General features: G+C 69.8%; 25 protein-coding genes. 11 read left to right on the top strand and 14 right to left on the bottom strand.

What is annotated here, in order from left to right; translation table 11 throughout:
* Positions 1-77: 77 nt before the first annotated feature.
* The 6 genes from IFY26_RS17660 to IFY26_RS02660 all read right to left on the bottom strand — a co-directional run bounded on the left by IFY26_RS17660 (position 78) and on the right by IFY26_RS02660 (position 8,882).
* Positions 78-422, bottom strand: coding sequence for a metal-sensitive transcriptional regulator (locus tag IFY26_RS17660; RefSeq protein WP_269778969.1), 345 nt, complete (start codon positions 420-422; stop codon positions 78-80).
* Positions 394-3,165, bottom strand: coding sequence for a heavy metal translocating P-type ATPase (locus IFY26_RS02680; protein ID WP_232547450.1), 2,772 nt, complete (start codon positions 3,163-3,165; stop codon positions 394-396). The genes IFY26_RS17660 and IFY26_RS02680 overlap by 29 nt, the downstream gene beginning before the upstream one ends.
* A 103-nt stretch (positions 3,166-3,268) precedes the next feature.
* On the bottom strand, positions 3,269-5,713 hold the full coding sequence (locus tag IFY26_RS02675; protein ID WP_232547449.1) for a heavy metal translocating P-type ATPase: 2,445 nt from the start codon (positions 5,711-5,713) through the stop codon (positions 3,269-3,271).
* 88 nt (positions 5,714-5,801) lie between these two features.
* Entirely contained in the window at positions 5,802-6,119 is a 318-nt protein-coding gene (locus tag IFY26_RS02670; protein ID WP_232547448.1) for a hypothetical protein, read from the bottom strand.
* Between the two features lie 104 nt (positions 6,120-6,223).
* Entirely contained in the window at positions 6,224-7,729 is a 1,506-nt protein-coding gene (locus IFY26_RS02665; protein ID WP_232547447.1) for a multicopper oxidase family protein, read from the bottom strand.
* Between the two features lie 325 nt (positions 7,730-8,054).
* Positions 8,055-8,882 carry a M23 family metallopeptidase gene (locus IFY26_RS02660; RefSeq protein WP_232547446.1) on the bottom strand — a complete coding sequence of 276 codons (828 nt, stop codon included), beginning with the start codon at positions 8,880-8,882 and terminating at the stop codon, positions 8,055-8,057.
* Positions 8,883-9,226: 344 nt separating this feature from the next.
* On the opposite strand from IFY26_RS02660, the gene IFY26_RS02655 reads away from it, so the two are divergent.
* The 3 genes from IFY26_RS02655 (at position 9,227) to IFY26_RS02645 (ending at position 11,556) form a co-directional block, all read left to right on the top strand.
* Positions 9,227-9,937, top strand: coding sequence for a response regulator transcription factor (locus IFY26_RS02655; protein WP_232547445.1), 711 nt, complete (start codon positions 9,227-9,229; stop codon positions 9,935-9,937).
* A complete protein-coding gene (locus IFY26_RS02650; RefSeq protein WP_232547444.1) occupies positions 9,934-11,061 on the top strand; it encodes a sensor histidine kinase in 1,128 nt (375 codons plus the stop codon). Before IFY26_RS02655 ends, IFY26_RS02650 begins: the two co-directional genes overlap by 4 nt.
* Before the next feature lie 279 nt (positions 11,062-11,340).
* On the top strand, positions 11,341-11,556 hold the full coding sequence (locus IFY26_RS02645; protein ID WP_232547443.1) for a hypothetical protein: 216 nt from the start codon (positions 11,341-11,343) through the stop codon (positions 11,554-11,556).
* Positions 11,557-12,039: 483 nt separating this feature from the next.
* Here IFY26_RS02645 and IFY26_RS02640 read toward each other — a convergent pair whose 3' ends face one another.
* Positions 12,040-12,582 (bottom strand): FAD-dependent oxidoreductase, encoded by a 543-nt coding sequence (locus tag IFY26_RS02640; protein WP_463366315.1) that lies wholly within the window; start codon positions 12,580-12,582, stop codon positions 12,040-12,042.
* A 104-nt stretch (positions 12,583-12,686) separates the two neighbouring features.
* On the opposite strand from IFY26_RS02640, the gene IFY26_RS02635 reads away from it, so the two are divergent.
* Complete coding sequence (locus tag IFY26_RS02635; RefSeq protein ID WP_232547442.1) at positions 12,687-13,076, top strand: heavy metal-responsive transcriptional regulator; 390 nt, start codon at positions 12,687-12,689, stop codon at positions 13,074-13,076.
* 167 nt (positions 13,077-13,243) lie between these two features.
* Here IFY26_RS02635 and IFY26_RS02630 read toward each other — a convergent pair whose 3' ends face one another.
* The gene (locus IFY26_RS02630) at positions 13,244-13,579 is read right to left on the bottom strand and encodes a YnfA family protein (RefSeq protein ID WP_232547441.1); all 336 of its coding nucleotides are present in this window, start codon (positions 13,577-13,579) and stop codon (positions 13,244-13,246) included.
* Between the two features lie 168 nt (positions 13,580-13,747).
* Between IFY26_RS02630 and IFY26_RS02625 the strand changes: the two genes are divergently transcribed.
* From IFY26_RS02625 to IFY26_RS02600, 6 genes are all read left to right on the top strand, one after another.
* Positions 13,748-14,164, top strand: coding sequence for an ArsR/SmtB family transcription factor (locus IFY26_RS02625; RefSeq protein WP_232547440.1), 417 nt, complete (start codon positions 13,748-13,750; stop codon positions 14,162-14,164).
* Entirely contained in the window at positions 14,161-16,164 is a 2,004-nt protein-coding gene (locus tag IFY26_RS02620) for a heavy metal translocating P-type ATPase (RefSeq protein WP_269778968.1), read from the top strand. Before IFY26_RS02625 ends, IFY26_RS02620 begins: the two co-directional genes overlap by 4 nt.
* The gene (locus IFY26_RS02615) at positions 16,161-17,075 is read left to right on the top strand and encodes a cation diffusion facilitator family transporter (RefSeq protein ID WP_232547439.1); all 915 of its coding nucleotides are present in this window, start codon (positions 16,161-16,163) and stop codon (positions 17,073-17,075) included. The genes IFY26_RS02620 and IFY26_RS02615 overlap by 4 nt, the downstream gene beginning before the upstream one ends.
* Before the next feature lie 201 nt (positions 17,076-17,276).
* A complete protein-coding gene (locus IFY26_RS02610) occupies positions 17,277-17,654 on the top strand; it encodes a hypothetical protein (RefSeq protein ID WP_232547438.1) in 378 nt (125 codons plus the stop codon).
* Between the two features lie 159 nt (positions 17,655-17,813).
* A complete protein-coding gene (locus IFY26_RS02605) occupies positions 17,814-18,608 on the top strand; it encodes a DsbA family protein (RefSeq protein WP_232547437.1) in 795 nt (264 codons plus the stop codon).
* A 7-nt stretch (positions 18,609-18,615) separates the two neighbouring features.
* Positions 18,616-19,221, top strand: a complete 606-nt coding sequence (locus tag IFY26_RS02600) for a vitamin K epoxide reductase family protein (protein WP_232547436.1) — start codon at positions 18,616-18,618, stop codon at positions 19,219-19,221.
* 254 nt (positions 19,222-19,475) lie between these two features.
* Here the strand turns inward: IFY26_RS02600 and IFY26_RS02595 are convergent, their stop codons facing one another.
* The 5 genes from IFY26_RS02595 to IFY26_RS02575 form a co-directional block, all read right to left on the bottom strand.
* Entirely contained in the window at positions 19,476-20,543 is a 1,068-nt protein-coding gene (locus tag IFY26_RS02595; protein ID WP_232547435.1) for an ArdC-like ssDNA-binding domain-containing protein, read from the bottom strand.
* Positions 20,543-20,695: a hypothetical protein gene (locus tag IFY26_RS02590; protein ID WP_232547434.1), complete on the bottom strand. Its 153-nt coding sequence runs from the start codon at positions 20,693-20,695 to the stop codon at positions 20,543-20,545. The genes IFY26_RS02595 and IFY26_RS02590 overlap by 1 nt, the downstream gene beginning before the upstream one ends.
* The gene (locus tag IFY26_RS02585; protein ID WP_182818434.1) at positions 20,692-21,135 is read right to left on the bottom strand and encodes a hypothetical protein; all 444 of its coding nucleotides are present in this window, start codon (positions 21,133-21,135) and stop codon (positions 20,692-20,694) included. The genes IFY26_RS02590 and IFY26_RS02585 overlap by 4 nt, the downstream gene beginning before the upstream one ends.
* 288 nt (positions 21,136-21,423) lie before the next feature.
* Positions 21,424-22,107, bottom strand: coding sequence for an alkylmercury lyase family protein (locus IFY26_RS02580; protein WP_232547433.1), 684 nt, complete (start codon positions 22,105-22,107; stop codon positions 21,424-21,426).
* Positions 22,108-22,120: 13 nt separating this feature from the next.
* Positions 22,121-22,762, bottom strand: coding sequence for a LysE family translocator (locus IFY26_RS02575; protein WP_232547432.1), 642 nt, complete (start codon positions 22,760-22,762; stop codon positions 22,121-22,123).
* Between the two features lie 123 nt (positions 22,763-22,885).
* Between IFY26_RS02575 and IFY26_RS02570 the strand changes: the two genes are divergently transcribed.
* A complete protein-coding gene (locus IFY26_RS02570; protein WP_232547431.1) occupies positions 22,886-23,368 on the top strand; it encodes an Lrp/AsnC family transcriptional regulator in 483 nt (160 codons plus the stop codon).
* A 162-nt stretch (positions 23,369-23,530) separates the two neighbouring features.
* Here the strand turns inward: IFY26_RS02570 and IFY26_RS02565 are convergent, their stop codons facing one another.
* Positions 23,531-25,360, bottom strand: coding sequence for an RNA polymerase sigma factor (locus IFY26_RS02565; protein ID WP_232547430.1), 1,830 nt, complete (start codon positions 25,358-25,360; stop codon positions 23,531-23,533).
* Positions 25,361-25,366 lie beyond the last annotated feature (6 nt).

Genomic DNA, 25,366 nt, shown 5'->3' with positions numbered 1-25,366 from the left:
CCGACGCGGCGTGACGCGCAAAGGGCGGGCGGGTCGCGTTCGCGACCCGCCCGCCCCTCTTCACACGCAGGACTGCTTCAGGTGCGCAGCAGCCGCCCGATGGCCCGGAGGGCCTGCTGCACCTGTTCGGCCTGCTCGTCGGCCAGGGTGGTGGCTGCCCCCCGTTGCAGGCAGTCGCGGAGGTGTTCGTCGACCAGCACCAAGGCTGCGGCTTCGAGGGCGTGGGTGACAGCAGCCACCTGGGTGAGGATCTCGATGCAGTCGGCGTCGCCGTCGACCATCCGGGCGATCCCGCGGACCTGCCCCTCGATGCGCCGCAGCCGGCCCAGCAGGGCACGTCGGGTCCGTGAGGCCGACGCACTCCCGTGGGCTGCAGGGGCTGAAGCGCCCGGGTCAGTGGTGGCCGGCGCCGGAGGGTCCATGCGCGTAACGGTGCGGGTCCGCGTCGAAGGTTTCGGCGCAGCCCTTGGAGCAGAAGTAGATCGTGGTGCCGTCGTGGTCGCGGGTGGCGGCCGCGTCGGTCGGATCAATCTTCATGCCGCAGACCGGGTCGACGACCTTGGCGGTGGTGGTGTCCTTCTTCTTGCCGAACAGGCCGAACATGGTGGTTTCCTTTCGTTGGGTGTGGTGTGAGGCTTCGACGCTGCCGCCCACCTCGACGAGCGGGTCGACGCCGGCCACCTGGGTGGTGGCAGCCAGTGGACGGGGGGTGAACCGGCGGAGCCGGTTGGCGTTGGCGACCACCGACAGCGACGACATGGCCATCGCGGCGGCGGCGATGATCGGGCTGAGGGTGATCCCGAACGCCGGATAGAGCACGCCGGCGGCGATCGGGATGCCCAGGATGTTGTACAGGAACGCGAACACCAGGTTCTGCTTGATGTTGCGCATGGTGGCCCGGGACAGGTCGACGGCGGTCACTATGCCCACCAGTGCCCCCGAGACCAACGTGATGTCGGAGGACTCGATCGCGACGTCGGTGCCGGTCCCGATCGCCGACCCGACGTCGGCCTGGGCGAGGGCGGGGGCGTCGTTGATGCCGTCGCCGACCATGCCGACCACCTTGCCGTCGGCTTGCAGGCGCCGGACCTCGGCGGCCTTGTGGTCGGGCATGACCTCGGCGACGACGCGGGTGATGCCGACCTGGCGGGCGATCGCGGCGGCGGTGTGCCGGTTGTCGCCGGTCATCATCACGACCTCGATGCCGCGGGCCTGGAGGGCTGCGACCGCCGCCGGGGCGCCTTCCTTGAGGGTGTCGGCCACGGCCACAACGCCGGCGGGGTGTCCGTCGACCGCGACCAGCATCGCGGTCTTGCCTTCGGCGGCCAGCCGGTCGTGGGCGGCGAGCAGGACGGCCGCGTCCACCCCGAACGCGTCCAGCAGCCGGCGATTGCCGACCAGCACGGGCCGCCCGTCGACCCGCGCCATCACCCCTTGGCCGGTGACGGACTCGAACCCGTCGACCTCGGGCACAGCGAGCCCGCGCTCGGTCGCCCCGGCCACGATCGCGGCCGCCAGCGGGTGCTCGGAGGCGCGCTCGACCCCGGCGACAGCGGCCAGGAGGCGGTCCTCACCGCCGTCGGTCACGGGGATGACGTCGGTGAGGGCCGGGACGCCGCGGGTCAGGGTGCCGGTCTTGTCGAGGATGATCGTCTGCAACTTGTGGGCGGTCTCGAGCGCTTCGGCGGAGCGGATCAGGATGCCGTGCGAGGCGCCCTTGCCGGTGCCGACGGTGATCGACATGGGAGTGGCGAGCCCTAGGGCGCAGGGGCAGGCGATGATCAGCACCGACACGGCGGCGACGAGCGCGAAGATGAACACCGGCGGCGGGCCGACGAGCACCCAGGCGACGAAGGTCCACACCGCGATCACGATCACCGCGGGCACGAAGTAGCTGGACACCTGGTCGGCGAGCCGCTGGATGGGCGCCTTGGAGCCCTGGGCTTCGCGGACCAGCCTGATGATCTGGGCCAGCAGCGTGTCGGCGCCGACCTTGGTGGCGCGGTAGCGCAGGGCGCCGGTGGTGTTGATGGTGGCGCCGATCACGGTGTCCCCGACGGACTTGGTCACCGGCATGGATTCGCCGGTCACCATCGACTCATCGATCGAGGAGGAGCCGCTGGTCACCTCGCCGTCGACCGGGAGCTTCTCCCCGGGCCGGATCAGCACGATGTCTCCGACCCGCACCTCATCAACGCCGACCTCGAGTTCGGCACCGTCGCGCTCAACCCGGGCGGTGCGGGGCTGCAGCCCGATCAGAGCGCGGATTGCCTCACCGGTGCCGGCCTTCGCTTTCGTCTCGAGCAGCCGCCCGAGCAGGATAAGGGTGATGATCACCCCGACGGCCTCGTAGTACACATGCCGCAGCGCGTCGGGCAGCAGCCAGGGCAGGAACGTGACCACCAGGCTGTAGCCGAAGGCGGCAAACGTGCCCAAGGTGATCAGCGAGTTCATGTCGGCGGTCCGGTGCGACAGCGCCTTCCAGCCGGTCCGGTGGATCGGCCAGCCGGTATAGAACATCACCGGAGCGATCAACGCCAGCTGTAGCCACGGGTTCATCAGGAACTCGGGAACCCACAGCGCCTGGAACAACTCCACCGCCATCACCGCGACCAGCACCGGCGCCGACAGCACCGCACCCACCAGCAGGCGGCGGGTCAAGTCGCGGATCTCGGCGGCACGCTCAGCCTCCTCCGACTCCGCGTCGGGGGCGGTGCCGCCGGCCGCGGTCGTTCCGTCCACCGGCCGGGAGGCCTGCTCCACCACGGTGCCGCCGCCTTGAGTATCGGCCGGGGGGCTCCCGCTGACCCGGACCACCCCGGACACCATGTTCATCCCGCACGCAAAGCGGTACTCCCCCGTTTCGGTGGGAAGGAACTCGACCGCCGTGGTCCGGAACGCCGGCAGCGCTGCGTTGACCTTGAAGTCGGGCATGACCACCCGCGAGGTGCACTCACCGCTCTCCTGCCGGTCGAACAGGAGCCTGACCGGTACGCCCGGGCGGACGCCCTCGATCACGTCCGGGCTGTAGCCACCGTCCACGGTGACCCGCACCACCTGGACGCCGTCCTCCAGGCTCACCTGTCCGGCCCGCTTCGGACCGAAGAAGAACCACCACAACAACCCGGTAACCACCACCGCGCCGCCGATGACGAGCCAACTCATCACAACCACCTCACCCTGTCCTGATACCCCCCAGGGGTACCGCTTCTGGTGTCAGGTTAGGTGGGTCTCGTGTCCGGATCGGCAGGATCGGATCAAGGTCGCGTCAAGATCCCGACGCAGCCTGCGCGGCCGGGGTGCCTGGTCGGCGGTGGTGCTCGTCAGGAAGCCGCAACCGCTTCAGCAGCAGGGCGTTGACAGCGACGATCAGGCTGGAACCGGACATCGACAGCGCAGCGATCTCTGGCCGTAGGGTCAGCCCGACGCCGGCAAACACGCCGGCCGCGATCGGCAGGGCGACCACGTTGTAACCGACCGCCCAGCCCAGGTTCTGCCGCATCTTCCGCAGCGTGCCACGGCCGATGGTCAGGGCGGTCGGCACGTCGAGGGGGTCCGACCGCATGAGGACCAGGTCGGCCGTCTCGATCGCCACATCGGTGCCCGCCCCGATCGCGACCCCCACGTCAGCCTGGGCCAGAGCAGGGGCGTCGTTGACACCATCACCGACCATCGCCACCACCCGCCCCTGGCGTTGTAGATCGGCCACATGGGCGGCCTTGTCGCCGGGCAGCACGTCCGCGATCACCGTGTCGATCCCCAGCTGGGCGGCGATCCGCTGTGCGGTCGCCTGATTGTCCCCGGTCAGCATCACGACCTGCACGCCCTGGTCGTGCAACGCCGCGACCGCCCGGGCGGAGGTCTCGCGGGGGGCGTCCGCCAACCCGATGACCGCCACGATGCGGCCGTCCACCGCTCCGAACACGGCGGTCTGGCCCTGGGCGGCGACCCGCTCGCGGATCGGCCCCGCCGCCGACAGGTCGACACCGAGGGACTCCATGAGCCGCCGGTTTCCGACCGCAACGTCCAGTCCGTCGACGACGGCGGTGGCCCCGTGGCCGGGCACGTTGCGAAACTCGGCAGCCTTACGGGTCGCGACGCCGAGGGCGTCGGCATGGGTGACCACGGCGGCCGCGAGCGGGTGTTCGGATTCGCGCTCCACCGCCGCGACCAGGTCGAGGTGGGGGTCGCCCCCGACGGCGATGACCTGGGTCACCTCGGGTTCGCCGCGGGTGAGCGTGCCGGTCTTGTCCATCACCACCGTGTTGACCTTCGCGGAGGTCTCCAGGGCGGTGGCGTTCTTGAACAACACTCCTCGCTTGGCGCCCAGACCGGTGCCGACCATGATCGCGGTCGGCGTCGCCAGTCCGAGGGCGTCGGGGCAGGTGATGACCACCACCGTGATCGCGAACAGCATCGCCGTCTGGACCGACGCGCCGGCCAGCAGCCAGGCCCCGAACGTGAGCCCTCCTCCGATGATGGCCACCAGCACCAGCCAGAACGCCGCCCGGTCCGCGAGCCGCTGGCCGGGGGCCTTCGAGTTCTGCGCCTGCTGCACCAGCGCGACGATCTGCGCCAGGGCGCTGTCCGCGCCCACCTTGGTGGCCTCCACCCGCAGCGTCCCCGTGGTGTTGATCGACGCCCCCACCACCGCTGAACCGACCGTCTTGTCGACCGGCAAGGACTCCCCGGTCACCATCGACTCGTCCACCTCGGAACGGCCCTCCCGGACGACGCCGTCGACGGGCACCTTCGCGCCGGGACGGACCAGCACCAGGTCGCCGACCAGCACCTCGCTGGTGGGCACGTCGGCCTCGACCCCGTCACGAATCACCGTCGCCATCGGCGGCGCCAGGTCCAGCAACGCCCGGATGGCGTCGTTCGCGCCGCCGCGGGCCCGCATCTCGAACCAGTGCCCCAACAAGACGAACGTGGTCAGCACCGCGGCCGCCTCGAAGAACACCTCGCCACCACCGGTGAGCGTGACGTACAGGCTGTACAGCCACCCGGCGCCGATCGCGATCGCGACCAGCACCATCATGTCCAGCGTCCGGTTCCGCAGGGCGCGGAAAGCCCCGTCGAAGAAGATCCAGCCCGCGTAGAACACCACCGGCAGCGACAACACCAGGGCGAACACCTCGTCCCGCAACCCGAACGGCGCCGGCAGCCCGAAGCCGAGCATGTCGCGTCCCATCGGGGAGAACAACGTGATCGGCACCGACAGCACCGCCGCGACCAGGAACCGGTTGCGCATGTCGGCGACCATGGCGTCCATCGACATCCCCCCATGACCGCCATGACCCATCGCGTCATGCGGCGAGATCACCACCCCCGCGGCGTGGCTCGCCGCCTGGTCGTGCCCCCCATGACCGTGCGGCACCGTGGTTCCGGGGCCGCCGTGCCGCGCGTGGGCGTCCGGGGCTGCGTGCCCGCCGGGATGACCTGCCGGTTCGATGCGGGGAACGCACACGTGGGTGGGCTGTGACTCGCCGGCACAGTGGTAGCCACACTCGCGCACCCAGCCCTGAAGTTCGGCGACGTCGGTCCGCGTCGGGTCGAACGTGACGGTCGCCGTCTGCGAGATCGCGTTCGCGTCGACCGCCAGCACGCCTGGCCGGGTCAGGAGGGTCTGTTCGACGCCGTGGGCGGTGGTGGCCCAGTGCAGGCCACCCACGTGCAGCACGACCGACTCGGCGGTGGAGTTCAGGTTCATCACATTCTCCTGTCAGGGCGGACGGGCCATCGCCGAGCCACTCGGGGATCGGGGTGGCTCGGCGATGGGGTTCGTGGGGGTGTCGGGGTCAATGCTTGTGGCCGCCAGCGGAGCCCTGGTTCATGAACAGCATCATCGCGCCCATCATCGCCATGCACAGCAGGGCGTAGCCGATGACGCCGCCGCCCGCCGCCCCGGTGGCGACGAGGAATCCGACGACAGCCAGCATCGGGGCGCACATCAGCAGGTGCATCCACCACCGGTGCCGCACGGGCTGGGCCGTGGGGGCCTGCTGCCCAACGGGCGGTGCCGGGGTGGTCGGCGCGAACGGGTCGGCGGCGAACCGGTCGTACGGGTCGCTGCCGGCCGGCGGGGCGGTGCGGTGGTCGGTGTGGTCGTGATTCATGGCAGGGACTCCTTGACGTCGGTCGGATCGTTACCCCAACGAGGCTGGTCGACGAAGGTCGGGTCTGGTTGTGGGAACCGTCAAGGTCGCGTCAACGTTCCCGCTCAGCCGCGGTAGAGCAGGCCGATCATCATCCCGGCCTCGGCGTGGTAGATGTTGTGGCAGTGGACCATCCAGTCACCGACGTTGTCGGCGTCCAGCTCGAGCGCCATCGACTGCATCGGCGCCAACAGCACCGTGTCCTTCCGTAGCCCTGTCGGCAGCGCGAACGTGTGCCCGTGCAGATGCAGGGGGTGGGTCATCATCGTCATGTTCATCACGTTGAGCCGCAGCCGTTGCCCCTCACGCACGGTGAGCGGCTGGTTCTGCCCGAACGGGGCCCCGTTGATGCCCCACCGGTACGGGCTCATCGACCCCTCCAACGACATGTGCGCGGTGGCGTCCGGCGATCGTGAAGGCAGCCTCACCGACTCGTGGGGACGCAGGTCGGTGGCCAGCAGGATGCGCCCGGCCAGTTCGGCGGGCGACACGTCGGGGCCGGGGGCCTGACCCGAACCGGTCCTGACCAGGGCCAAGCCCTGGCCGCCCTCGGTCTTGCCGAACGGACGAGCCACCAGGGGGAACACGCCGTCGTCGAGGGTGACGAGGGCGTCGTAGCGCTCGCCCATGCCGAGGTAGAGGGCGTCGACCTCCTGCGGTTCCACGGGGAAGCCGTCGCCGTGGGTCACCGTCAGTCGGTGGCCGCCGAGGGCCACGGTGAAGATCGTGTCGGACGCCGCATTGATCAGCCGGATCCTGACGCGCTGGCCCGGCTTGGCCTCGAACGTGTCGGGTGCGGTGGGGACGCGTCCGTTGATCAGGAAGTAGGGGTAGGTGACGTCGCCGGCATCCCCCCACGGTTGCGGAGCGTTGCCGCCACCGTGACCGCCGTGGTCCATGCCCCCCATCCCACCCATGCCGCCCATGCCGCCGCTGGGGGCAGGGCCGCCGTCGGCGATCAGCTTCGCGAGGACGTCGTCGGGGGTGCGGCCGGTGCCGTCGACCCAGTCGTCCAGCACGACCACCCACTCGGCGTCGTAGGCTCCCGGCTCGTTCGGGTCGTCGACGATCAGGGGGGCGTACAGGCCACGGTCGAGTTGGACGCCGACGTGCGGGTGGAAGAAGTACGTGCCGGGATCCGGCGCGGTGAACTCGTAGGTGAACGACCCGCCGGCCGGGACCGGGTCCTGCGTCATGCCGGGCACCCCGTCCGCCTTGTTGTGCAGCCGGATCCCGTGCCAGTGGATGGTCGTGTCCGCGGGCAACTGGTTGTCAAGACGTATCCGGAGGAAGTCACCCGCGGCAGCCCTCACGAGCGGACCGGGCGCGGTGTCGCCGTAGGCCCAGGTAGGGACGGTGGGTCCGCCGAGGTCGAGGGTCACAGGCTTGGCGGTCAAGACCTGCTCGACGATCCGTTGCCCGGGTCTCGGGGTGGCCGGCGGGAGCGTCGGCATCGGGCCAGACGCGGAGGGGACGGGGCCGGCGGCCGGCGCGGAGGTGCAGCCCGTCAGGGCGGCGGCGCCGAGGCCGAGTCCGCCGAGCAGGAGCGTGCGTCGGGACATGCCAGTCATGGGTGCCTTTCGATGGGTGCTATTCGAGACGTTGAGGAGGAGTCGGTCCGGGCCGGCGGCTCGGCCAAAGCCCGAGGCTGCGAGCGCCCGGCGGTGGCGTCGTTCTCGGGTACGTCGCGGAATCCCTGCGCCGGCGTGTTCCCGCCCGCCAGGAACAGCGCCCGGATGCCCATCAGGACCACCGCCCAGAAGCCGGCCATGCCGACGAGCATGAGGACCCACATACCCCAACCCATAGCAATCCCCTCTCCTGACGTCCTGCCACTGTGGCCGCCTGCTGTGGAGTCGCCGTGTGGCGCAGGTTCAGGTTCGGTCAAGATCGCGACTACTTCGTGAGGTAGGCGAGCGGGTCGCTGCCCGCGCCGTCCTTGTAGAGGCTGAGATGGAGGTGGCAGGCCGTCGACAGACCCGTCGAGCCCACCGTGCCCAACCGTTGCCCGGTCTCGACCCGCTGGCCGACCTTCACCGCCACGTCGCCCATGTGCAGGTAGGCCGTCTCCAGTTCGGCGCCGCCGACCGGGCCGTGGTCGATCCGGACATTGTGGCCGGCCCCACCATTCGACCCTGATCGCTCCGCCCGTGTGACGACGCCGGCGCGGACCGCCACGATCGGCTGCCCGCAGGCCCCGCCGATGTCGGCGCCGTTGTGCAGCTTGCGCTTCTTCAGGATCGGGTGGACGCGGTACCCGAACCCGCTGGACACCCCACCCGCGGTGGGCCACACGAAGGCCTTCGAAGCAGCCTCGGCCGCCTTCGCCCGCTCAGCCTCCCGCTCAGCCTCCCGCTCAGCCTCCCGCTCAGCCTCCCGCGCAGCCAGCTGCCGTTGCTGCGCAGCGACATCGGAGAGCCGCTGCGTCTCCCGGTCGATCGCCTCCGCCGTGGCTTCCAGTTCAGCCTGCCGCTCCGCCACCGCCTTGCGTGCAGCGCGGGCGTCGCCCACCGCTGGGCCTTCCGGCAGCATTGCATCCCCCTGCCTGGTCACGCGAGTCTCGCTGCGGCTGGTCTGCACGCCGCGCAGTCCCGCCACGGGCACCGGGGCGTCCACGGCATCCGGACGCGGCACGGCGGCCACCGAGGTGGCCGCACCCAGACCGACCACCCCCACGCTCGCGACCACGGCCGCCGCCAACCCCAGGCTGAACAGCGCACCCACCGTCGGACGGCGCTGCGCAGCAGGCGCCGCACGCCGAGGGCTAGCTCCAGGCAAAGCACCCGGCGGGCGCTCACCGCGGATCGGCTGGGGGTCATGGCTACGGCACGGACAGCACGGTATATCACGCGAATTGACTCCTCGTTGTGGAAGACCCCGTGCGGTTCCACGAGGAGGCCCGGCTGTAGACCAAAGGCAGCACGCCGGCCTCGGGCGAACACGGGCTTGATTCAGCATCCCGAGGTTTCTCACCGTCCGATCGGGATCGTCTCAAGATCGCATCAAGACGGGCTACGGACCCCGACCCGGCCGCCGGCGCTGAGCGGGCCGCGGCCATACTGGCTGACATGAACAGCGAAGGTGCATTGCCGACCAAGGTGTTGGTCGTCGACGACGAACGCGCACTCGCCGCCGTCATCGCGTCCTACCTCACCCGCGCGGGCCACCAGGTCACCCAGGCCCACACCGGTCCCGACGCCGTCGCCCAGGCGCAAGCCGAAGACCCCGACGTCATCGTGCTCGACCTCGGCCTGCCCGGGCTCGACGGCGTCGAAGTGTGCCGCCAGATCCGCACCTTCTCCGACTGCTACATCCTGATTCTGACCGCACGCGGCGACGAGGTCGACCGGCTCATCGGATTGTCCGTGGGCGCCGACGACTACCTCACCAAGCCCTTCAGCAACCGCGAACTCGTCGCCCGTGTCCAGACCGTGCTGCGGCGCCCCCGTCGCCCACCCGCCGCCGCCGCGGTGGAGGAGCACCGTGTGTTCGGCGACCTGCGCATCGACGCCGCCGGCCACGAAGTGTGGATGGGCCACCACCCCGTCGCGCTCACCCGCACCGAGTTCGACATTCTCGACGTCCTGTCCAGCCAACCCCGCGTCGCCCTCAGCCGACGCCAACTCATCGACGCCGTCTGGGACACCGCGTGGGTCGGCGACGAACACGTGGTCGACGTCCACGTCGCCAACCTCCGCAAGAAGCTCGACGACGACCCCACCGAGCCGCGCTACATCACCACCATCCGCGGCGTGGGTTACCGAATGGGACGAGGGTGACCCGCCTGCTTCACGCGGTCGGCGCCTGGCGGCTCGGGACCAGGCTGTTCGTCGCCCAGGCCATCGTCCTGCTGGCCATCGTGGCCAGCGCCGGCCTGACCGCCGCCATCATCGGGCCACCGCTGTTCCACGCCCACCTCCTCGACACTGGACACCCGCCCGACTCGCCCGAGATCACCCACATCGAACGTGCATTCGCCGACGCCAGCATGATATCCCTCACCGTCGGACTCCTGGTCGCCCTCGCCGCATCGCTCGGGATCTCCTGGTACTTGACCCGCCGCATCGGGCAACCCGTCGAACTCCTCACCCGGGCGGCCGGCCGGCTCAGCCGCGGGGAGTACGACGCACGGGTCAGCGTCATCGGCGGAGGCCCCGAACTGAGCACCCTCGGCGACACGTTCAACACCATGGCCGACCGGCTCGGCGATGTCGAGAACACCCGCCGACGCCTCCTGTCCGATCTGGCCCACGAGATGCGCACCCCCATCGCCACCCTCAACGCCCACCTCGAAGGGATCGCCGACGGCGTCCTCACCTGGGACGACAACACCCAGGCTGTCGTCGAGCAACAGGCCCAACGCCTCACTCGGCTCGCCCACGACCTCGACGAGGTGTCCCGGGCCGAGGAAGGACGCATCGAACTCCAGACCAGCGTCCTGCCGGTCGGCGATCTGGTCGAGCCGGCGGTGCGGCAGGCCAGGCACGCCTACGACACCAAAGGCGTCACCCTCACCGCCGAGGTCGACGACGTGCCGGTCCGCGCCGACCCCCAACGGATCGCCCAAATCCTCGGCAACCTGCTCACCAACGCCCTCCGACACACCCCCCCGGGGGGACGCGTCGACATAACGTCAACAGCCACCCCGGACGCCGTGACCGTCAGCGTCACCGACACCGGGCAAGGAATGACCGCCGAACAACTCGCACACATCTTCGAACGTTTTTTCCGGGGCGACGCGGCACGGGAGGCCGACAAGGGCGGCTCCGGCATCGGACTCACCATCGCCAAAGCGCTCGCCGAAGCCCACGGCGGCAGCCTCACCGCCACCAGCGACGGGGAGGACGCCGGCGCCACCCTGAGACTCACCCTCCCGAGGAGTCCCCACCCGTCGGGGCAGTGAGGGCAGGACCGTGCCACCCCCTCCTCCGCTGTGGACGTTGACGGGACACCCGCGTATTCCGCCCGCGTCACGCCCTCGCCCGGGTGGCCTGCGAGCAGACTCCATGTCGTCCGCGTCGCACAGGGGGACAGTATGTAGAGCGTCCGCTTCCATATGGCTCGGGTCAAGATCGCGTCAAGGCTCGACGGAGAGTGCCACTCGGCTGTTCTCCCCGAATAGCGGCCGGGGATAGCGTGCCCGCATCGCAGTCATCGAGACGGCGAGGACGAGGAGCATGTCATGTCGAACCTTTCTCGAGTTCTGGTGTCGGTGGTGAGCGCGGGGGCGCTGCTCCTGGTCGCCACTCCGGCCCACGCAGCGAACGCCAACGCCGACTACGGACAACACGTGCGTCATTGCACCCAGCACATGGGCTTCAGTGGCGATCACAATCCGGGTATGCACCAGGGCAAGTCCGGCTGGGATCCCATGCACATGTGCCCGGACGCCATGTGATTCCTCGGGCAGATTGAAGGGAGGCCGCCGCCAGGTGCTCCCTCCGGCTTGCGGATTGTTTCTCTCAGCTCAATGACCGGGCCGCGAGCGGCCCTCGTGGGGAGGGAAGAGTCCGGTCTGGTCACGGGGCGTGTGGTCGGGGAACAGTAGTGGTCGTGGACGGTGGTCGACCTCGATCACAACTGCGTGCCCGTGAGCCACGCATCCCCCACCAGCGGAGACGCCAGAACCTGACAGCGTCCCGTCCAGTCGGCCAGCCGCAATCGAGTCCCGGGCCATGGCGCCCCGAGCCCCTGCGAAACCATGGGGAACCCGTGGGGAATACGTGGGGAACGTTCCCCACGCGTGGGGAACGAAACGCGACAAGCAGAGGCAGCGCCGGCCTCAGCGATGCGTTCGCCCTTGTCAGCTGCACCTCACTCATCGGGACATAGGAAAGGCGAGAGGTTTTCGCCTCCCGCCTTTTCGTCCTATTTGCCCTTGTCAGAGGCACTTTGCGTGCGCGAGAGAGGAGTTGAAGCTCTCTTCTGTCAGCCGATAATGACCCCCTGACAAGGACGTATCGAGATTGATTGCCACTTCGTCACCTTGTCGGTAGTGCGCCGCCTCAACGACCTCCACCCTCCCTTCAGGCCCCGTCACCTGGAGGACGGGCGTCTGCGGAGTGCCGGCGAAGGTCGCCTGCCCGTGCATCACTCGCCAGCCGTGGGCCTTGGCCACAGCCGCGTACTTCTCGGCACGCAGCTCCTCGACCAGGTCCTGCGTGCCCGCGACCAGTGCGGCCAGGTCCACCGGCCCGGCGGAGGTGGCGATCCCCGGGAAGCGTGTCCCCGCGTCGGCGGCGACGTGCCTGGCCTGGCCGGCAGCGATCAGCGCTTTGGACGGCACGCACCCGGTGTTGACGCACGTGCCACCGAACGTGCCCCGCTCGATCATCACCACCGATCTCCCCAGCCCGCTCGCCCGGATCGCGGCCGCGAACGCGGCGCCACCGGACCCGATGATCGCCAGGTCAACCTTCGACACCGTCCAACACCCGCCCTTCGTTTGAGAACCCGTCTGCTACAGGCGATCATGGACCTTCCAGTGCAGGGGAAGGTCAAGTCCCCGCGTGACCAGCGGAGGATCGGATGCGGATCGGGGAACTCGCCAAGGCAGCCGACACGACCACCAAGGCCCTGCGCTTCTACGAAGCCGAGAGGCTCCTCCCGACCAGTCCTCGCACCTCCTCCGGCTACCGCGACTACGGCCTGGACGCGGTTGCCCGGATCGGGTTCATCCACCGCGGCCAGGCCGCCGGACTGACCCTGGCCCAGATCCGACAGGTCCTCAACATCCGCGACGACGGGCAGCCACCGTGTACCCACGTGCGCGACCTGCTCGACACCCGACTCGCCGCCATCGACGAGCAACTCACCCAACTCCAGGACCTCCGCAACACCCTCACCGAGCTCCGGGCCCAGGCCGACCAGATCGCGCCGGACACCTGCCGAGCCGACCAGGTCTGCCGCTACCTGTAGGACCTGAGATGGGCGACTACCGCGCCCTGCAGGGCCACTACCCAATGCACCCGGAACTCTCCCCGGCCATCCCTGTGGCGCTGTGCCCCCCGCGGCGCGCCGCGTGCGGCAAGCGAGCGGCCCGGCCGGGCGTCTCGAGCTAACCTCCTGGCCCCAAAGGTCGAGTCTCAGGCGGTTCTGGGCGCGTACATGATGACGGCCACTCCCACGAGACAGGTCAGTGCCCCGATGACGTCGTAGCGGTCGGGGCGAAACCCGTCGACCAGCATTCCCCAGGCCAGCGAGCCGGCCACGAAGACGCCGCCGTAGGCGGCGAGGATGCGCCCGAAGTGCGCATCGGGCTGCAGGATCGCAACGAACCCGTAGAGGCCGAGGGCGATCACACCGGCGCCGATCCACACCCAACCGTTGTGTTCTCGGACTCCCTGCCAGACCAGCCAGGCACCCCCGATTTCGGCCACGGCGGCGATGAGGAACAAGGCCAGAGACTTCAGGGGATCCATTCGCCGATGCTATGCCGGAGGGGTTGCCTGAAGAGATCTCACGTGGTGCGCGAGATCCGAACCGAGGTTCAGGTCGAGCGTGCGAAGCTGCGACGTGCGCGCGGGACCCGCTGGCCGGCGGTCCCCTCCTGCCGCGACATGGGCGACGAATGACGATACCATCGCTTCATGACGATGCATTCTTGCGCCGGTGAGGCGCCCGACGGGTCCGACCTGCAGGTCGCCGCAGCCATGTTTCACAGCCTGTCGGATCCGTCTCGGTTGGCGATCCTTCAACACCTGACCTTGGGCGAGCATCGGGTGCGCGACCTGACCGAGCACCTGGGTCTGGCTCAGTCGACCGTGAGTGCGCACTTGGCGTGCCTGCGGGAGTGCGGTCTGGTGGTGTCGCGTCCGCAGGGCCGGGCGTCAGTGTTCTCGCTGGTGAGCGCCCCGGAATTGCTGGCGGTGCTGGCGACGGCGGAACGGCTGCTCGAGACGACGGGTCATGGGGTGGCCCTGTGCCCGAACTACGGGGTGGGTACCACGGTCAACCCTGCACCGGAAGCGCTGCGGGTACACGCGTCGGTGGGGGCGCTCCGATGAGCGGGACAGGGTGCCAGGACCGCGACGAGCGCGAGGAAGGCGTGTCGGCGTGCGGGTGCGACGCCCCGGTCGTGACCAAGGGTCACGGCGACGATGACGATGGCGCGGTGGAGCACCTGTGGCAGGTGCGCGACATCCAGTTGGGGCTGGTGTCGGGGGTGCTGCTGCTGGCAGGGTTCCTCGCCGGTCTGGCCGGCTGGGAGGCCGCCGAGCTGGTGTTGAGCTGGGCGGCGTTGCTGGTGGGCGGGTCGACGTTCGTGCCCGGCGCCCTGCGCAAGCTCGCCAAGGGCAAGGTCGGGGTGGGCCTGTTGATGACGATTGGTGCGGTCGGCGCGACGGCGCTGGGCCAGGTGGAGGAGGCCGCGACGCTGGCCTTCTTGTTCTCCCTCAGTGAGGGCTTGGAGGACTTCTCGCTCGCGAAGACGCGTCACGGGTTGCGGGCGCTCCTCGACCTGGTACCCCGGGAGGCGACCGTCCGCCGCAACGGCCGGGACGAGGTGATCGCCCCGGACGACCTCGTCTTGGGTGACCTGATGGTCGTGCGGCCCGGCGAGCGGCTGGCGACCGACGGTGTGGTCCGTTCCGGTCGCACGGCGCTGGACACCTCGGCGATCACCGGCGAATCGATCCCGATGGAGGTCGGGCCCGGCGAGCAGGTGTTCGCCGGATCGATCAACGGCTCCGGCGTCCTGGAGGTCGAGGTCACCGCCACCGCTGAGGACAACTCGTTGGCCCGGATTGTGCACATCGTGGAGGCCGAGCAGTCCCGCAAGGGTGCTACCCAGCGGCTGGCCGACCGGATCGCCAAACCGCTGGTGCCCGGCATCCTGATTGTCGCCGCTCTCACCGTCGTGGCCGGGTTCCTGCTCGGTGATCCGATGCTGTGGCTGCAGCGTGCGTTGGTGATGGTGGTGGCGGCCTCGCCGTGTGCGTTGGCGATCTCGGTGCCGGTCACCGCGGTGGCCTCGATCGGCGCGGCCAGCCGCCGCGGCATCCTGATCAAGGGCGGTGCCGCCCTGGAAGCCCTGGGCCGGGTCCGCACGGTCGCGCTCGACAAGACCGGAACGCTGACCCGCAACCAACCGGCGGTGATCGACGTCGCCACCATCGACCCTTTCTCCCGCACACAGGTGTTGGAGTGGGCGGCCGCCCTGGAGGTGCGCAGCGAGCACCCGCTGGCCAAGGCGATCCTGGCCGCCACGGACCACCTGCGTGCCGCCGACGACGTGGCCGCCGAGGTGGGCGCGGGACTGACCGGCACCCTCGACGGGCGCACGCTGCGGCTGGGGCGTCCAGGGTGGATCGACGCCGGCCCTCTGGCCGCCGACGTCGCCCGCATGCAGAGGGCCGGTGCGACCGCGGTCCTGGTCGAGGTCGACGGGTTACTGGTGGGCGCGGTGGCGGTCCGAGACGAGTTGCGGCCCGAGGCCGCCGAAGTGGTCGCCCGCCTCCGCTCGCACGGGTACACCGTCGCGATGTTGACCGGCGACAATCGGGCGACCGCGCATGCCCTTGCCGTCGAGGCGGGCATCGACGAGGTGTACGCCGACCTGCGGCCCGAGGACAAGTCCGCGATCATCGGTCGGCTGCGGGACGCGGGGCGCGCCACGGCGATGGTCGGTGACGGGGTGAACGACGCGCCCGCGTTGGCTGCTGCCGACTTGGGGGTGGCGATGGGTGCGATGGGCACCGACGTTGCCATCGAGACCGCCGATGTCGCCCTGATGGGCGACGACCTGCGCCTGCTCCCGCACGCGTTCGACCACGCCCGCCGCACTCGGCGGATCATGCTGCAGAACGTGGCCGCATCGATCGCGCTCATCTCGATCCTGATCCCGCTGGCAGTGTTCGGGATCCTCGGGTTGGCCGCCGTCGTGCTCGTTCACGAGATCGCCGAAGTGTTCGTGATCGCCAACGGCGTGCGCGCGGGCCGCACCACCCACCTGCCCACCCTCACCGCACCAGCCACCCGCCCCGCCTTGCAGGGCGCCGCGGTATGAGCGCCGGCCACGACCACGCACCGCAAGGCACCCACCGCACCAAGCTGGCGATCGCGTTCGGGATCACTGTCTCCATCCTGGTCGCCGAAGTGATCGGCGCCTGGTGGACCAACAGCCTTGCGCTGTTGGTCGACGCCGGCCACATGCTCACCGACGCCTCCGGGTTGTTGATGGCCCTGATCGCCGCCAGCCTCGCCATGCGCCCACCCACGCCCGAACGGACGTGGGGGTACCGGCGCGCGGAGGTCCTCGCCGCCGGCGCCCAGGCGGCCGTGCTGCTCGGGGTGGGCGGCTACGCGTTCATCGAGGGGGCCCGTCGGCTGTTCGAACCGCCCGACGTCACCGCCGGCGGGCTGCTCGTGCTCGGCATCGTCGGCCTGCTCGGGAATCTGGTCTCGATGCTGGTGCTGAACTCCGGGCGGGGCGCGAACCTGAACCTGCGCGCCGCCTTCCTCGAGGTGGTCAACGATGCCCTCGGGTCGGTGGCGGTCATCGTCAGCGCGGTCGTGATCGCGTGGACTGGCTGGACCCGGATCGACGCGGTGGCCGGCATGTTGATCGCCGCGCTGATCGTCCCGCGCGCGATCACCATCTTGCGGGAGGCGGGTAACATCCTGCTGGAGTCCACCCCGCCCGGGTTGGTCCTGGACGAGGTTCGCCGGCACATCCTGGAGGTTCCGCATGTGGTGGGGGTGCACGACCTGCACGCTTCCACCATCGCCACCGGACTGCCCGTCCTCACCGCCCACGTCGTCGTCGAAGACGCCTGCTTCACCGACGGGCACGCCACCCAGATGCTGGCCGACCTCCAGGCCTGTGTGGCCGACCACTTCGACGTCAGCGTCGAACACTCCACCTTCCAACTCGAACCCCCCACCCACAACGATTCCGAGCACGCCACGCATGACTGACCGCCGTGCCGGCGTCCACAGGAACCCTGGGCACCCCGCTATGCGGGGCGGCGGGCTCCTGGGCGGGGGGTGACCATGTCCGGTCGTCGGATGGCGGTGGCGCGGCCACGGCCGGACCGCGGCGCTGTCTGGGCGGTTGTGGTCGCCTTGGTGGCAGGGGGCCTCTCTCCGGTTTACGCCGCAGCGACGACCGCGGCGTGCTTGCCCGCCATCCCACTGTCGCTGTTCGGCGTCCACGTCGACCTTGCCGTGGAATCGTCCTGCGTGCTGGGGTTGGCCGACGCCGGCATCGCGACCGCCCATGCAGGCCCGCTGGCGTGGACGCTGTGCCTGGGCCTCGTGTGGTTGGCACTACTCACCTGCGGCGGCCTCACCGGCCTTGGGTTCTCTCTGCGCAGGCTGCTGAGCCGGGCGCGCGACTGGTTCACCCGGCACGCAAGCCTCACCCGCTGCCCCGTGCTCAACATAGCTCTGAGCCCGCGCGATCTGACAGGCACCTTCCGGCTGCCTGACCTGCGGTCAGCGATCGTGGCGCGCCCCTCCCCGCGGCGCGGACCACCAGCTCCGCAGCCCCGCTGAACCCGCCCGACGGCGCTTTTTCACCATCCGCGGCGGCTCCTGACAGCCCCCGCGACCGCGGCCCCCCACGCACAACGCGTCGACACCCACCCCGATCACGCGGTCGTGGAGCCGCGCATCAACAAGACACGTTTCGATTCACAGAGAGTTGGACTCGCCATGCCCAAGCAGCCCAAACCGTCCCCCGACAACCAGCCGTCCACACCAACGACCAGAAGTCGCCGGGAGGAGTTGGCCGCCCAGCACGCCCGGGACGCCCGCGACCGCCTGATTCGGCGGCGGGTCGGCCTCGCCCTCGCAGTCACCGCGATCGCCGTCCTCGTCTTCGCCGGCATCTGGATCGCCGCCACGGCACCAGGCCGCCCGGCGCCCACCACCGCCACGACCCCCGGCGCAACCGCCACCGGCACTGACACCTGGACCATCGGCGTCGGTCGGCCGGACGCGCCCGTACGCGTCGACGTCTACCAAGACTTCATGTGCCCCTATTGCGCCCGGTTTGAACGGGCCAACGGGCCCGCTCTGGAGGAACTCGTCAACGCAGGCACCATCCGCCTCGAGATCCACCCGATGTCGTTCCTCGACCGTGCCTCCCAAGGCGCCCGTTACTCCACCCGCGCCGCCAACGCGTTCATCACCGTCGCCCAGGCAGACCCCGACCGCGTCCTCGCGTTCAACAAGGCGCTGTACGACAACCAGCCCGCCGAGGGCACCCCCGGGCTCAGCGACGCCCAAATCGCCACACTCGCCCAAGCCGCCGGCATATCCCGGTCGGTGACCGACTCCTTCCCGCAACTGCGCCACGCGCAATGGGTCACCGAGGGCACCCAGGCCGACTTCGATTCCGGGATCCAGGGAACACCCACCGTGCTCATCGACGGCAAGCCCTTCACAGGCGACCTGCTGACAGCCAGCGCATTGCAGGCAGCGATCAGGGCGGCCGCCAATGACTGACCCAGCCATGTCTGAACCGCGGCCGGGCCACGGGGAATCCTGGCTGTTCGCGACCATGCTCGCCTCAGCGTTCCTCAGCCTGATCGCCTCGTTCGTGCTGTCAGTGGACGCCGTAGCCTTGGCGGCGAACCCCAACACGGCCCTGTCGTGCAACATCAACGCGACCATCAGTTGCGGCACGGTCGCCACCTCGTGGCAGGCCAGCGTCTTCGGGTTCCCGAACGCGTTCCTCGGCCTCATCGCCGAACCGGTCGTGATCACCATCGCGGTCGCCAGCCTCGCCGGCGTCCGGTTCCCCCGCGGGTTCATGCTCGCCGCCCAAACCGTCTACACCCTCGGGTTCGCGTTCGCCTACTGGCTGTTCTACGAAGCGGTTTTCAACATCGGCGCACTATGCCCCTGGTGCCTGCTCGTCACGGTGTCCACCACCGGAGTGTTCGCCTCCCTCACCCGCCACAACATCGCCCACAACAACCTGCACCTCCCACCACGACTCAACGCCCGCCTCCAAACCGGCCTCCGCTGGGGACTGGACCGGCTCATCGTCGGCCTGTGGCTCCTCGCCCTGGCGGCCTTCCTCGTCATCCGCTACGGAAACGCGCTCATCGCGTAAGTGTTCGCCCGGCGGTCATGCTCCGGCGCGTCACGACCGCAGCGTCGTTGGAAGACGGATACGGACGCGTGCAGGCACAGGTTCGGCTCCCTCCTGTGCGCCGTGATGCCCGGCAGGTCCGACACCGACCGCTCGCAGCAACCAGGAGGCGCGGGCATCGTTCCGCTTGAGGTCGGACGGCAAGCGCCGCGTCGAGGACGCAACGCTGTCGCATGGGCCAGGTGAGCAGAGATCGTCCATCGCGGTCGTCACGGTCAGCGGCCCACTGAGGGGACCAGCGCCGGCGAAGGCACGGTCGGCGGCTCCGGGGTGATGGCCTGGCCGACGGACACTGCCTCCCAGCGCGTGGGGTCCGTCTGAACTCGGATGTCACTCTCCAGAGCGTCGAGCGCGGTATCTGTGATGGTCGGAGCCGGCTGGGTGGTCTGCAGAATGAGGTCTGCGGCGCCAATGACACGCTGGCCTGTGCTGCGGAGGATGTCGGCGAGGTCACGCTGCTCGGTCACCGCGTTGAGGGCCCAACCGGCGACGTAGTTGAAGGTGTACTGGCCGGAGTCGAGCCCGTGGGCGCTGGTCACCATGTACGCGACCGATTCGGCTTCCACTTCGAGGATCCCCCGGCAGTCGCGGCCCTGCTGGTCCGGGTGGAGGATCACGTGACCGGCCTCGTGGGCGAGGGTCTTGACGGCCTGGGCGTCGTCGACGTCATCGCGGACCATGACGAGCCGCCGGCCGAAGTCGGTGTAGCCGTTCGGGCCACCGAGGTCGGCACCGCGACGCACATCGAATCCCCGTTCCTCGAGGAGGCCTTGGAGGCGATCCCACAGCCCGAAAGGGGCTTGGCCGGTGAGGAGGGTCGCCTCGCCGATCTTGGGGTCGGGCAGAGGAGGACCGTCCGTCTGACGGACGTCGAACACCGTAACGGGCTTGGTCGCCACCACCTGGATCCGGTCCACAGGTCGGCCCTCGTCGTCGCGCACCGGTCGGCCGGCGCCGTCGAGGCGGGGCTCGCGGCGCGTGATCGGCGCGAGGACCTTGATGCCGGTCTCGCCGCGGCGCACTTGGCGTCCCATCGACTTGAACGCTTGGTAGCCGGCGACGTGGGTCGCCTGTGGGTCCTGCAGCATGATCAGCAGCGAGTTCCCGAACGAGTAGCGATGGAACTGGCTGGAGAACTTCAGCCATGCCTGCCAGGCCTGCGGGTCGTTGAGGGCGAGGATGCCGTCACTGAGCTGGGTGTGAAGCTTGTCGAGCGTCTCCTGCCGGGCCTCCGCAGCAGCGGCCCGCTCTGCCTCGCTCGCAGGCCTGCGGTACCCGGCCATCAGCCGCGGCCTTCCCGCAGGGCCGCGACGTGGTCGAGAATCTCCTCGATCGCTTCACGGTGTGCGCCGGCGTCGGCCAACTGCCTGGCTCGGACGAGGAGGTCTTCGATCATGAGCGGGAGATCGGGGAGTGGGAGCACGGGTTCGGTCACGGCCGGTACCCCCTGTCAGTGGTCCGTGCGTCGTGCTGCTGCGCGGGTTCCTCGGCGGCCGCGAACGGGACCGGCGCCACGTCCTCCCACTCGCCCATCGCCTCGGGCCTCTGCTTTGGCGGCACGATCCGTCCGTGCGGGTCGCGTACCTGGACGGGGTCGACGTACAGGTCGAGGTCACCGCCCCGGCGTTCGATGGCGGCCTCGATGAGCAGCGCCCGTGCGTAGGCGGTGTTCGCCGCGGCCCTGTGCGTCACGCTGAGGACATCACCTCGCGCTTCGGGAGTCAGGAGCTCGCGGTAGGCGTCGCTGGTCTGGTGATAGTCGCGGGCCACGTCGTCGAACGACTTGCCGGAGTCGTCGTAGCGGACGCCGTGCTCCTCGGCCCACTGGAGCCACAACCCGGTTCGGGTGACGAGGCGATCTGCGTCGTGGTTCATGTCGCTCTCCTTCGCCAAGCTCGCGACCTGCCACCCCGCATAACGAGACGCCGCGCCCTCTCGTGGACACAGCCCTTGACTGACCGCCGCCGAGATCGTTCACCGTGATTCCGGACCGGCCCGCCGCGCCAATGCTTCAACGAGCAAACGCCTTGCCGCGGCAGTGGGAACTTAGGCCCCCGACGCGTAGCCAGAGTCGGACGTCGCGGACGTGGGGGCGCTCTCCATCGGCCAAGACCTCAGGTGGAGTCGGTAGTCGGCTGGGGCCTGTGTTCGGACGGCGGCCGGTTACAGGGGGAGGTTCCAGAAGGGCCCGGTGAGGCCGACTTCGTCGAGGAGGGCCTGGTTGTGGTCGCGGGTGTGGGGCGTGAAGTCGGGATCGAGTCGGTCGCCGTACCACGGCTGGGCGAGTCGCCACACGGTGACGGCGTCGGCGATGTACCCGGAGTCGGGTGCGTGCTGGTTCGTCCATTGCTCGGCGTGGTCGCGGTCGCAGAAGGTGCGGATGGCGGTGCAGGTGGCGACGACGTCGTCCCACCACTGTGCGGCGGGCTTGGGGAAGCGGACCGCGAGCCCGGCGGGTGGCGGCGTGTCGGGGCCGGCGTGGTAGCTGAGGTGGGCCCCGCAGTGCGGGCAGGCGGTGTCGATGCGGACGTCGAGGTGGAGTGCGGCGCTGATGCCGAAGGAGTCCCAGGCGCAGCCGCCCCACCAGCGGCGGTCATCGTGTCCGTCGTGGGGGGTGACGACGAATCCCATGGGGGCGGCGGAGAACGGGTGTGCCATCCGGATGGCGTCGCCGTCGGCGGCCGGCACCAGGGCGTGGGCGTCGGCGAGCGCGTGCAGGGCGTCCTGCGCCTGGTCGCGCGTGGTGTGGGTCTTGCGGGCCACTTCTTCCGGGGAGGGTGCGCGTCCCTCGCTCGCGAACGTGGCGTAGACCAGGTCGCGCACCTGTCGACGTTCTGGTGTGTCCATGGGTGGATCCTTCCTAGGGGACAACGATGCGGCTGAGGTGGGGGGCGAGTTGTTCAACGGCGAGGACGCCGCCGAAGCCGATCAGCACGATCCCGGTGAGCGTGGTGACGGCCAGGGCGGGCCGCGGCCGGGCGGTGAGGACGGCGCTAGCGCCGAAGGCGACCATGGCGTAGATGATCGCGCAGTTGAGCACGTGGAGCGCGCCGAGGGTGAGCAGTTGCGCAGGGACCGGCCAGCCCGTGCCTGGGGTGACGAACTGGGGCAGCAGGGCCAGGAACAGCAGGAACACCTTGGGGTTGAGCAGGCTGACGCCGAGCCCCTTGAGGAACAGCTGCCGGCCAGCGGTGGGCGCCAACATCTCGGCAGTGGCGACCGCGTGGCGGTGCCGCAATGTGGTGACCCCGAGCCAGCAGAGGTAGACGGCGCCGGCCACCGTGAGCACGGTCATCGCCGTCGGCGAGGCGGCCAGGAGGGCTGCCAGCCCCGCGGTGACCATCACGGTTGCGGTCAGGTGCCCGGCCAGCAGGCCGGCGACGGCCCACCCCACGTTCGTGTGCCGGATGCCGGCGGCCATCGCGTAGGCCCAGTCCACTCCCGGGGTGAGGACGAACAGCATCGACACGGTCCAGAATGCAGCGATCGTGGCGATGTTCATCGCATCCCCACGATGCCGGCCCGGGCGGTGTGACTCTTCACGTTTCGAAGCCTACGAGGAAGTGACTCGAATGTGCTGTGGTATCTGCCGGGGGTCAGCCTATTTAGTGGAAGGATCTTCGACATGGACGACCTCGACCGCGTGATCCTTTCAATCCTTCAGGAAGATGGCCGAGCGACGGTGACCGACATCGCGTCCCGAGTGGGGCTCAGCCTCTCGGCCTGCCACCGCAGGATTCGGGAACTCGAAGCGACGGGAGTCATCCGGGGCTACCACGCCGACCTCGACAACGAACTTCTCGGCCTGCCCTTCGAAGCACTCGTATTCGTCACCATGCGGGCCGGTGACTCCGCCTCCGTGGCCGCCTTCGAGGCGGGCGTCCAGGCCGTCCCGAACATCGTCCAGGCCTACCGGCTGTTCGGCGAACCGGACTACCAACTCCTGGTCCGTGCCGCCTCCAAACAGCACTACCAGCAGCTCTACGACGAGTCGCTGTCCCAGCTTCCCGGCGTCCAGCGCCTCACCTCGACACTCGTCATGAAGACCGTAGTCGCCCCACACACCCCCGTCTCGACAGCGGACGTGCACACCAGTCCCCGCAGGTGACCGGACCCGCCGCGACCCTGCGGAACCGACCACACGTTCAGACGGTTCACGTACGGAACGAGGTTCCTCAATGGCGAGAAGTCCGACCTCGAAATTCGACGACCTCAGAGCCACGGTGGCCAGAGTGGTGGTTGGAGGCACAGGCGAGCAGGCGCGCATACTTCATCGGGCAGGCCCGCGGCTTGGTTTCAGATCGAAAGAAGGCGGGGACGTCTGCTCGAACAGGTGCTGCGCGCGTTGCAGCACCGCGTCGGTCCCCGTTTCGAGGGGCACCCAGGGGCGGTCGCCCGCGTGCGACGCCAGGTCGTCCCTGATGTGCGCACGCGCCTCCTTGCTGCGTCGGTGGGCTGTGCTCTCGGAGTACCCGAGGTCCTCGGCGATCTCCCGGAGCGGGTGTCCTTGCATGGACTCCAGCAGCGGTCCCCGCAACGACGGGGACAACTGCCCGAGAGCCTGCGTGATGGCAGCGACGGCGTGCCGCTCTTCGACGACCTCGCCCGGGTCGGGCGCGCGACTCGCCGGGTCCCAGCCGTCGAGGCTAATGGGCGCAGACCGGGGGCTGGAGGTGCGCTTTCGGACCACGCCGGCGTCGTCGACACCGCGCCAGCGGACGTGCTTGATCGTCATCCAGGCGTAGCTCGCCCAACCCTCAGGACTGGTGCGCTGGGGGTCGAACCGGTGGGCCGCGCCCATGAGTTCAACGAACATCTGGCCGCGGATGTCCGCGGCGTTGGCTGTTCGTCTGGTCTGGGCGTAGACCATCGGGAGGACCGAGGCGACCATGTCGGTCACGGCCTGCCTCCCCTGGGCGACCAACTGGGGCCAACGCGATGGGTCGACCCCCCGGAGGCTGTCGGGAGGGTCTTCCGGGTCTGCTGACCCTGCGTCGACGCCAAGGTCGCGGGCCTTGCAGAGCGCCAGGATGGAGGGGCCGTCCAGGACGGTCCCCGGGGTGATCGTCGGTTCCACGGGTGCGATCCCTGCCGACGCTCGGGGTTCCCGCGCGGCTGCGGCATTGGGCTCCATCGGTGCTGGCGGCGTCGGGGCGTCCGACAGGTCGACGTCGCGGAGCATCCGGGGCTTGGTCAGGTACTCCAATGCGAGTTGGCTGAGCCTCGCGGCAGCAGGATGGGCCGACGGCTCGCCGGTGAGATTGGCGACCAGAATCGCCTGGCCGAGACCCGACCGCAGCAGCACGTCGAGACGGACGTGGAGAGGCTCGGTGGGCTCGGGGCGTCCGGTCAGTTGCCGCACTGCGGTGCCGACCTGAAGCATGACGGCCTGGTCGACGCGGGTCGCGCCGAGGCGCCAGCCGTCGATCTGACTCAGCGTGGTCTGGTGTGCGCGGGCCAGGTCGCGGATGTTGCCGAGGAGGGCGTCCGCGTACGGCCCGGGCAGCGCCCCGGCCTTCGTGACTTCGTCCACCAGGGCGTGAGCGTTGCGCAGGATCGCCAAGTGGCCGAGCGCCACGCTGCGGCGCACGATCGGGGCGTTCTGGACGGGCTGCACGGCTGCGAGCGCGTCCTGCCACGCCGCCAGTCCGACGCCGCCGGCCGATCGGCCGGTCGGCGCGTGGATCGCGCCGTCGAGTGCGGTCTCGCCGGCGAGCAGCCACGCTTTCGCGCGGTCGTCCGGTGTCCGGACGCGCACCCAGTGCACGAGTTCGTAGGCGACGTGGTTGAGCGTCGCCGCGTCGCGCTGCCGGTCGAAGTCGGGGCGCGCCGCCACGTCCTGGCCGACGTCGGCGAGCGCCGCGCTCACAGCGCCCAGCGACGGCGCCAGGATCGGTTTCACCTCAGCAGTTCGCGCTGCGCCGGTCGTTGCGGTGGCCAGCAGCGCGAGGGGGTCGGCTGTGGAGATCGGGCCGAGCGCTCGGCGGATCGTCACCAAGCTGGACACGGTCTGTGTCCAGTCCGCCATCAGATCGAGGGTGAGGGGCGGCTCTACGTCCCACTCGAGCCGGGCGAGTTCCCGCCGGACGACCTCCCACATGGGCCG

This window comes from Propioniciclava soli (assembly GCF_014858005.1).
GTDB classification, from domain to species: Bacteria; Actinomycetota; Actinomycetes; order Propionibacteriales; family Propionibacteriaceae; genus Propioniciclava; species Propioniciclava soli.
Note: the sequence above shows the minus strand (reverse complement) of the source record. Positions and strands in the feature narration are given on the sequence as shown.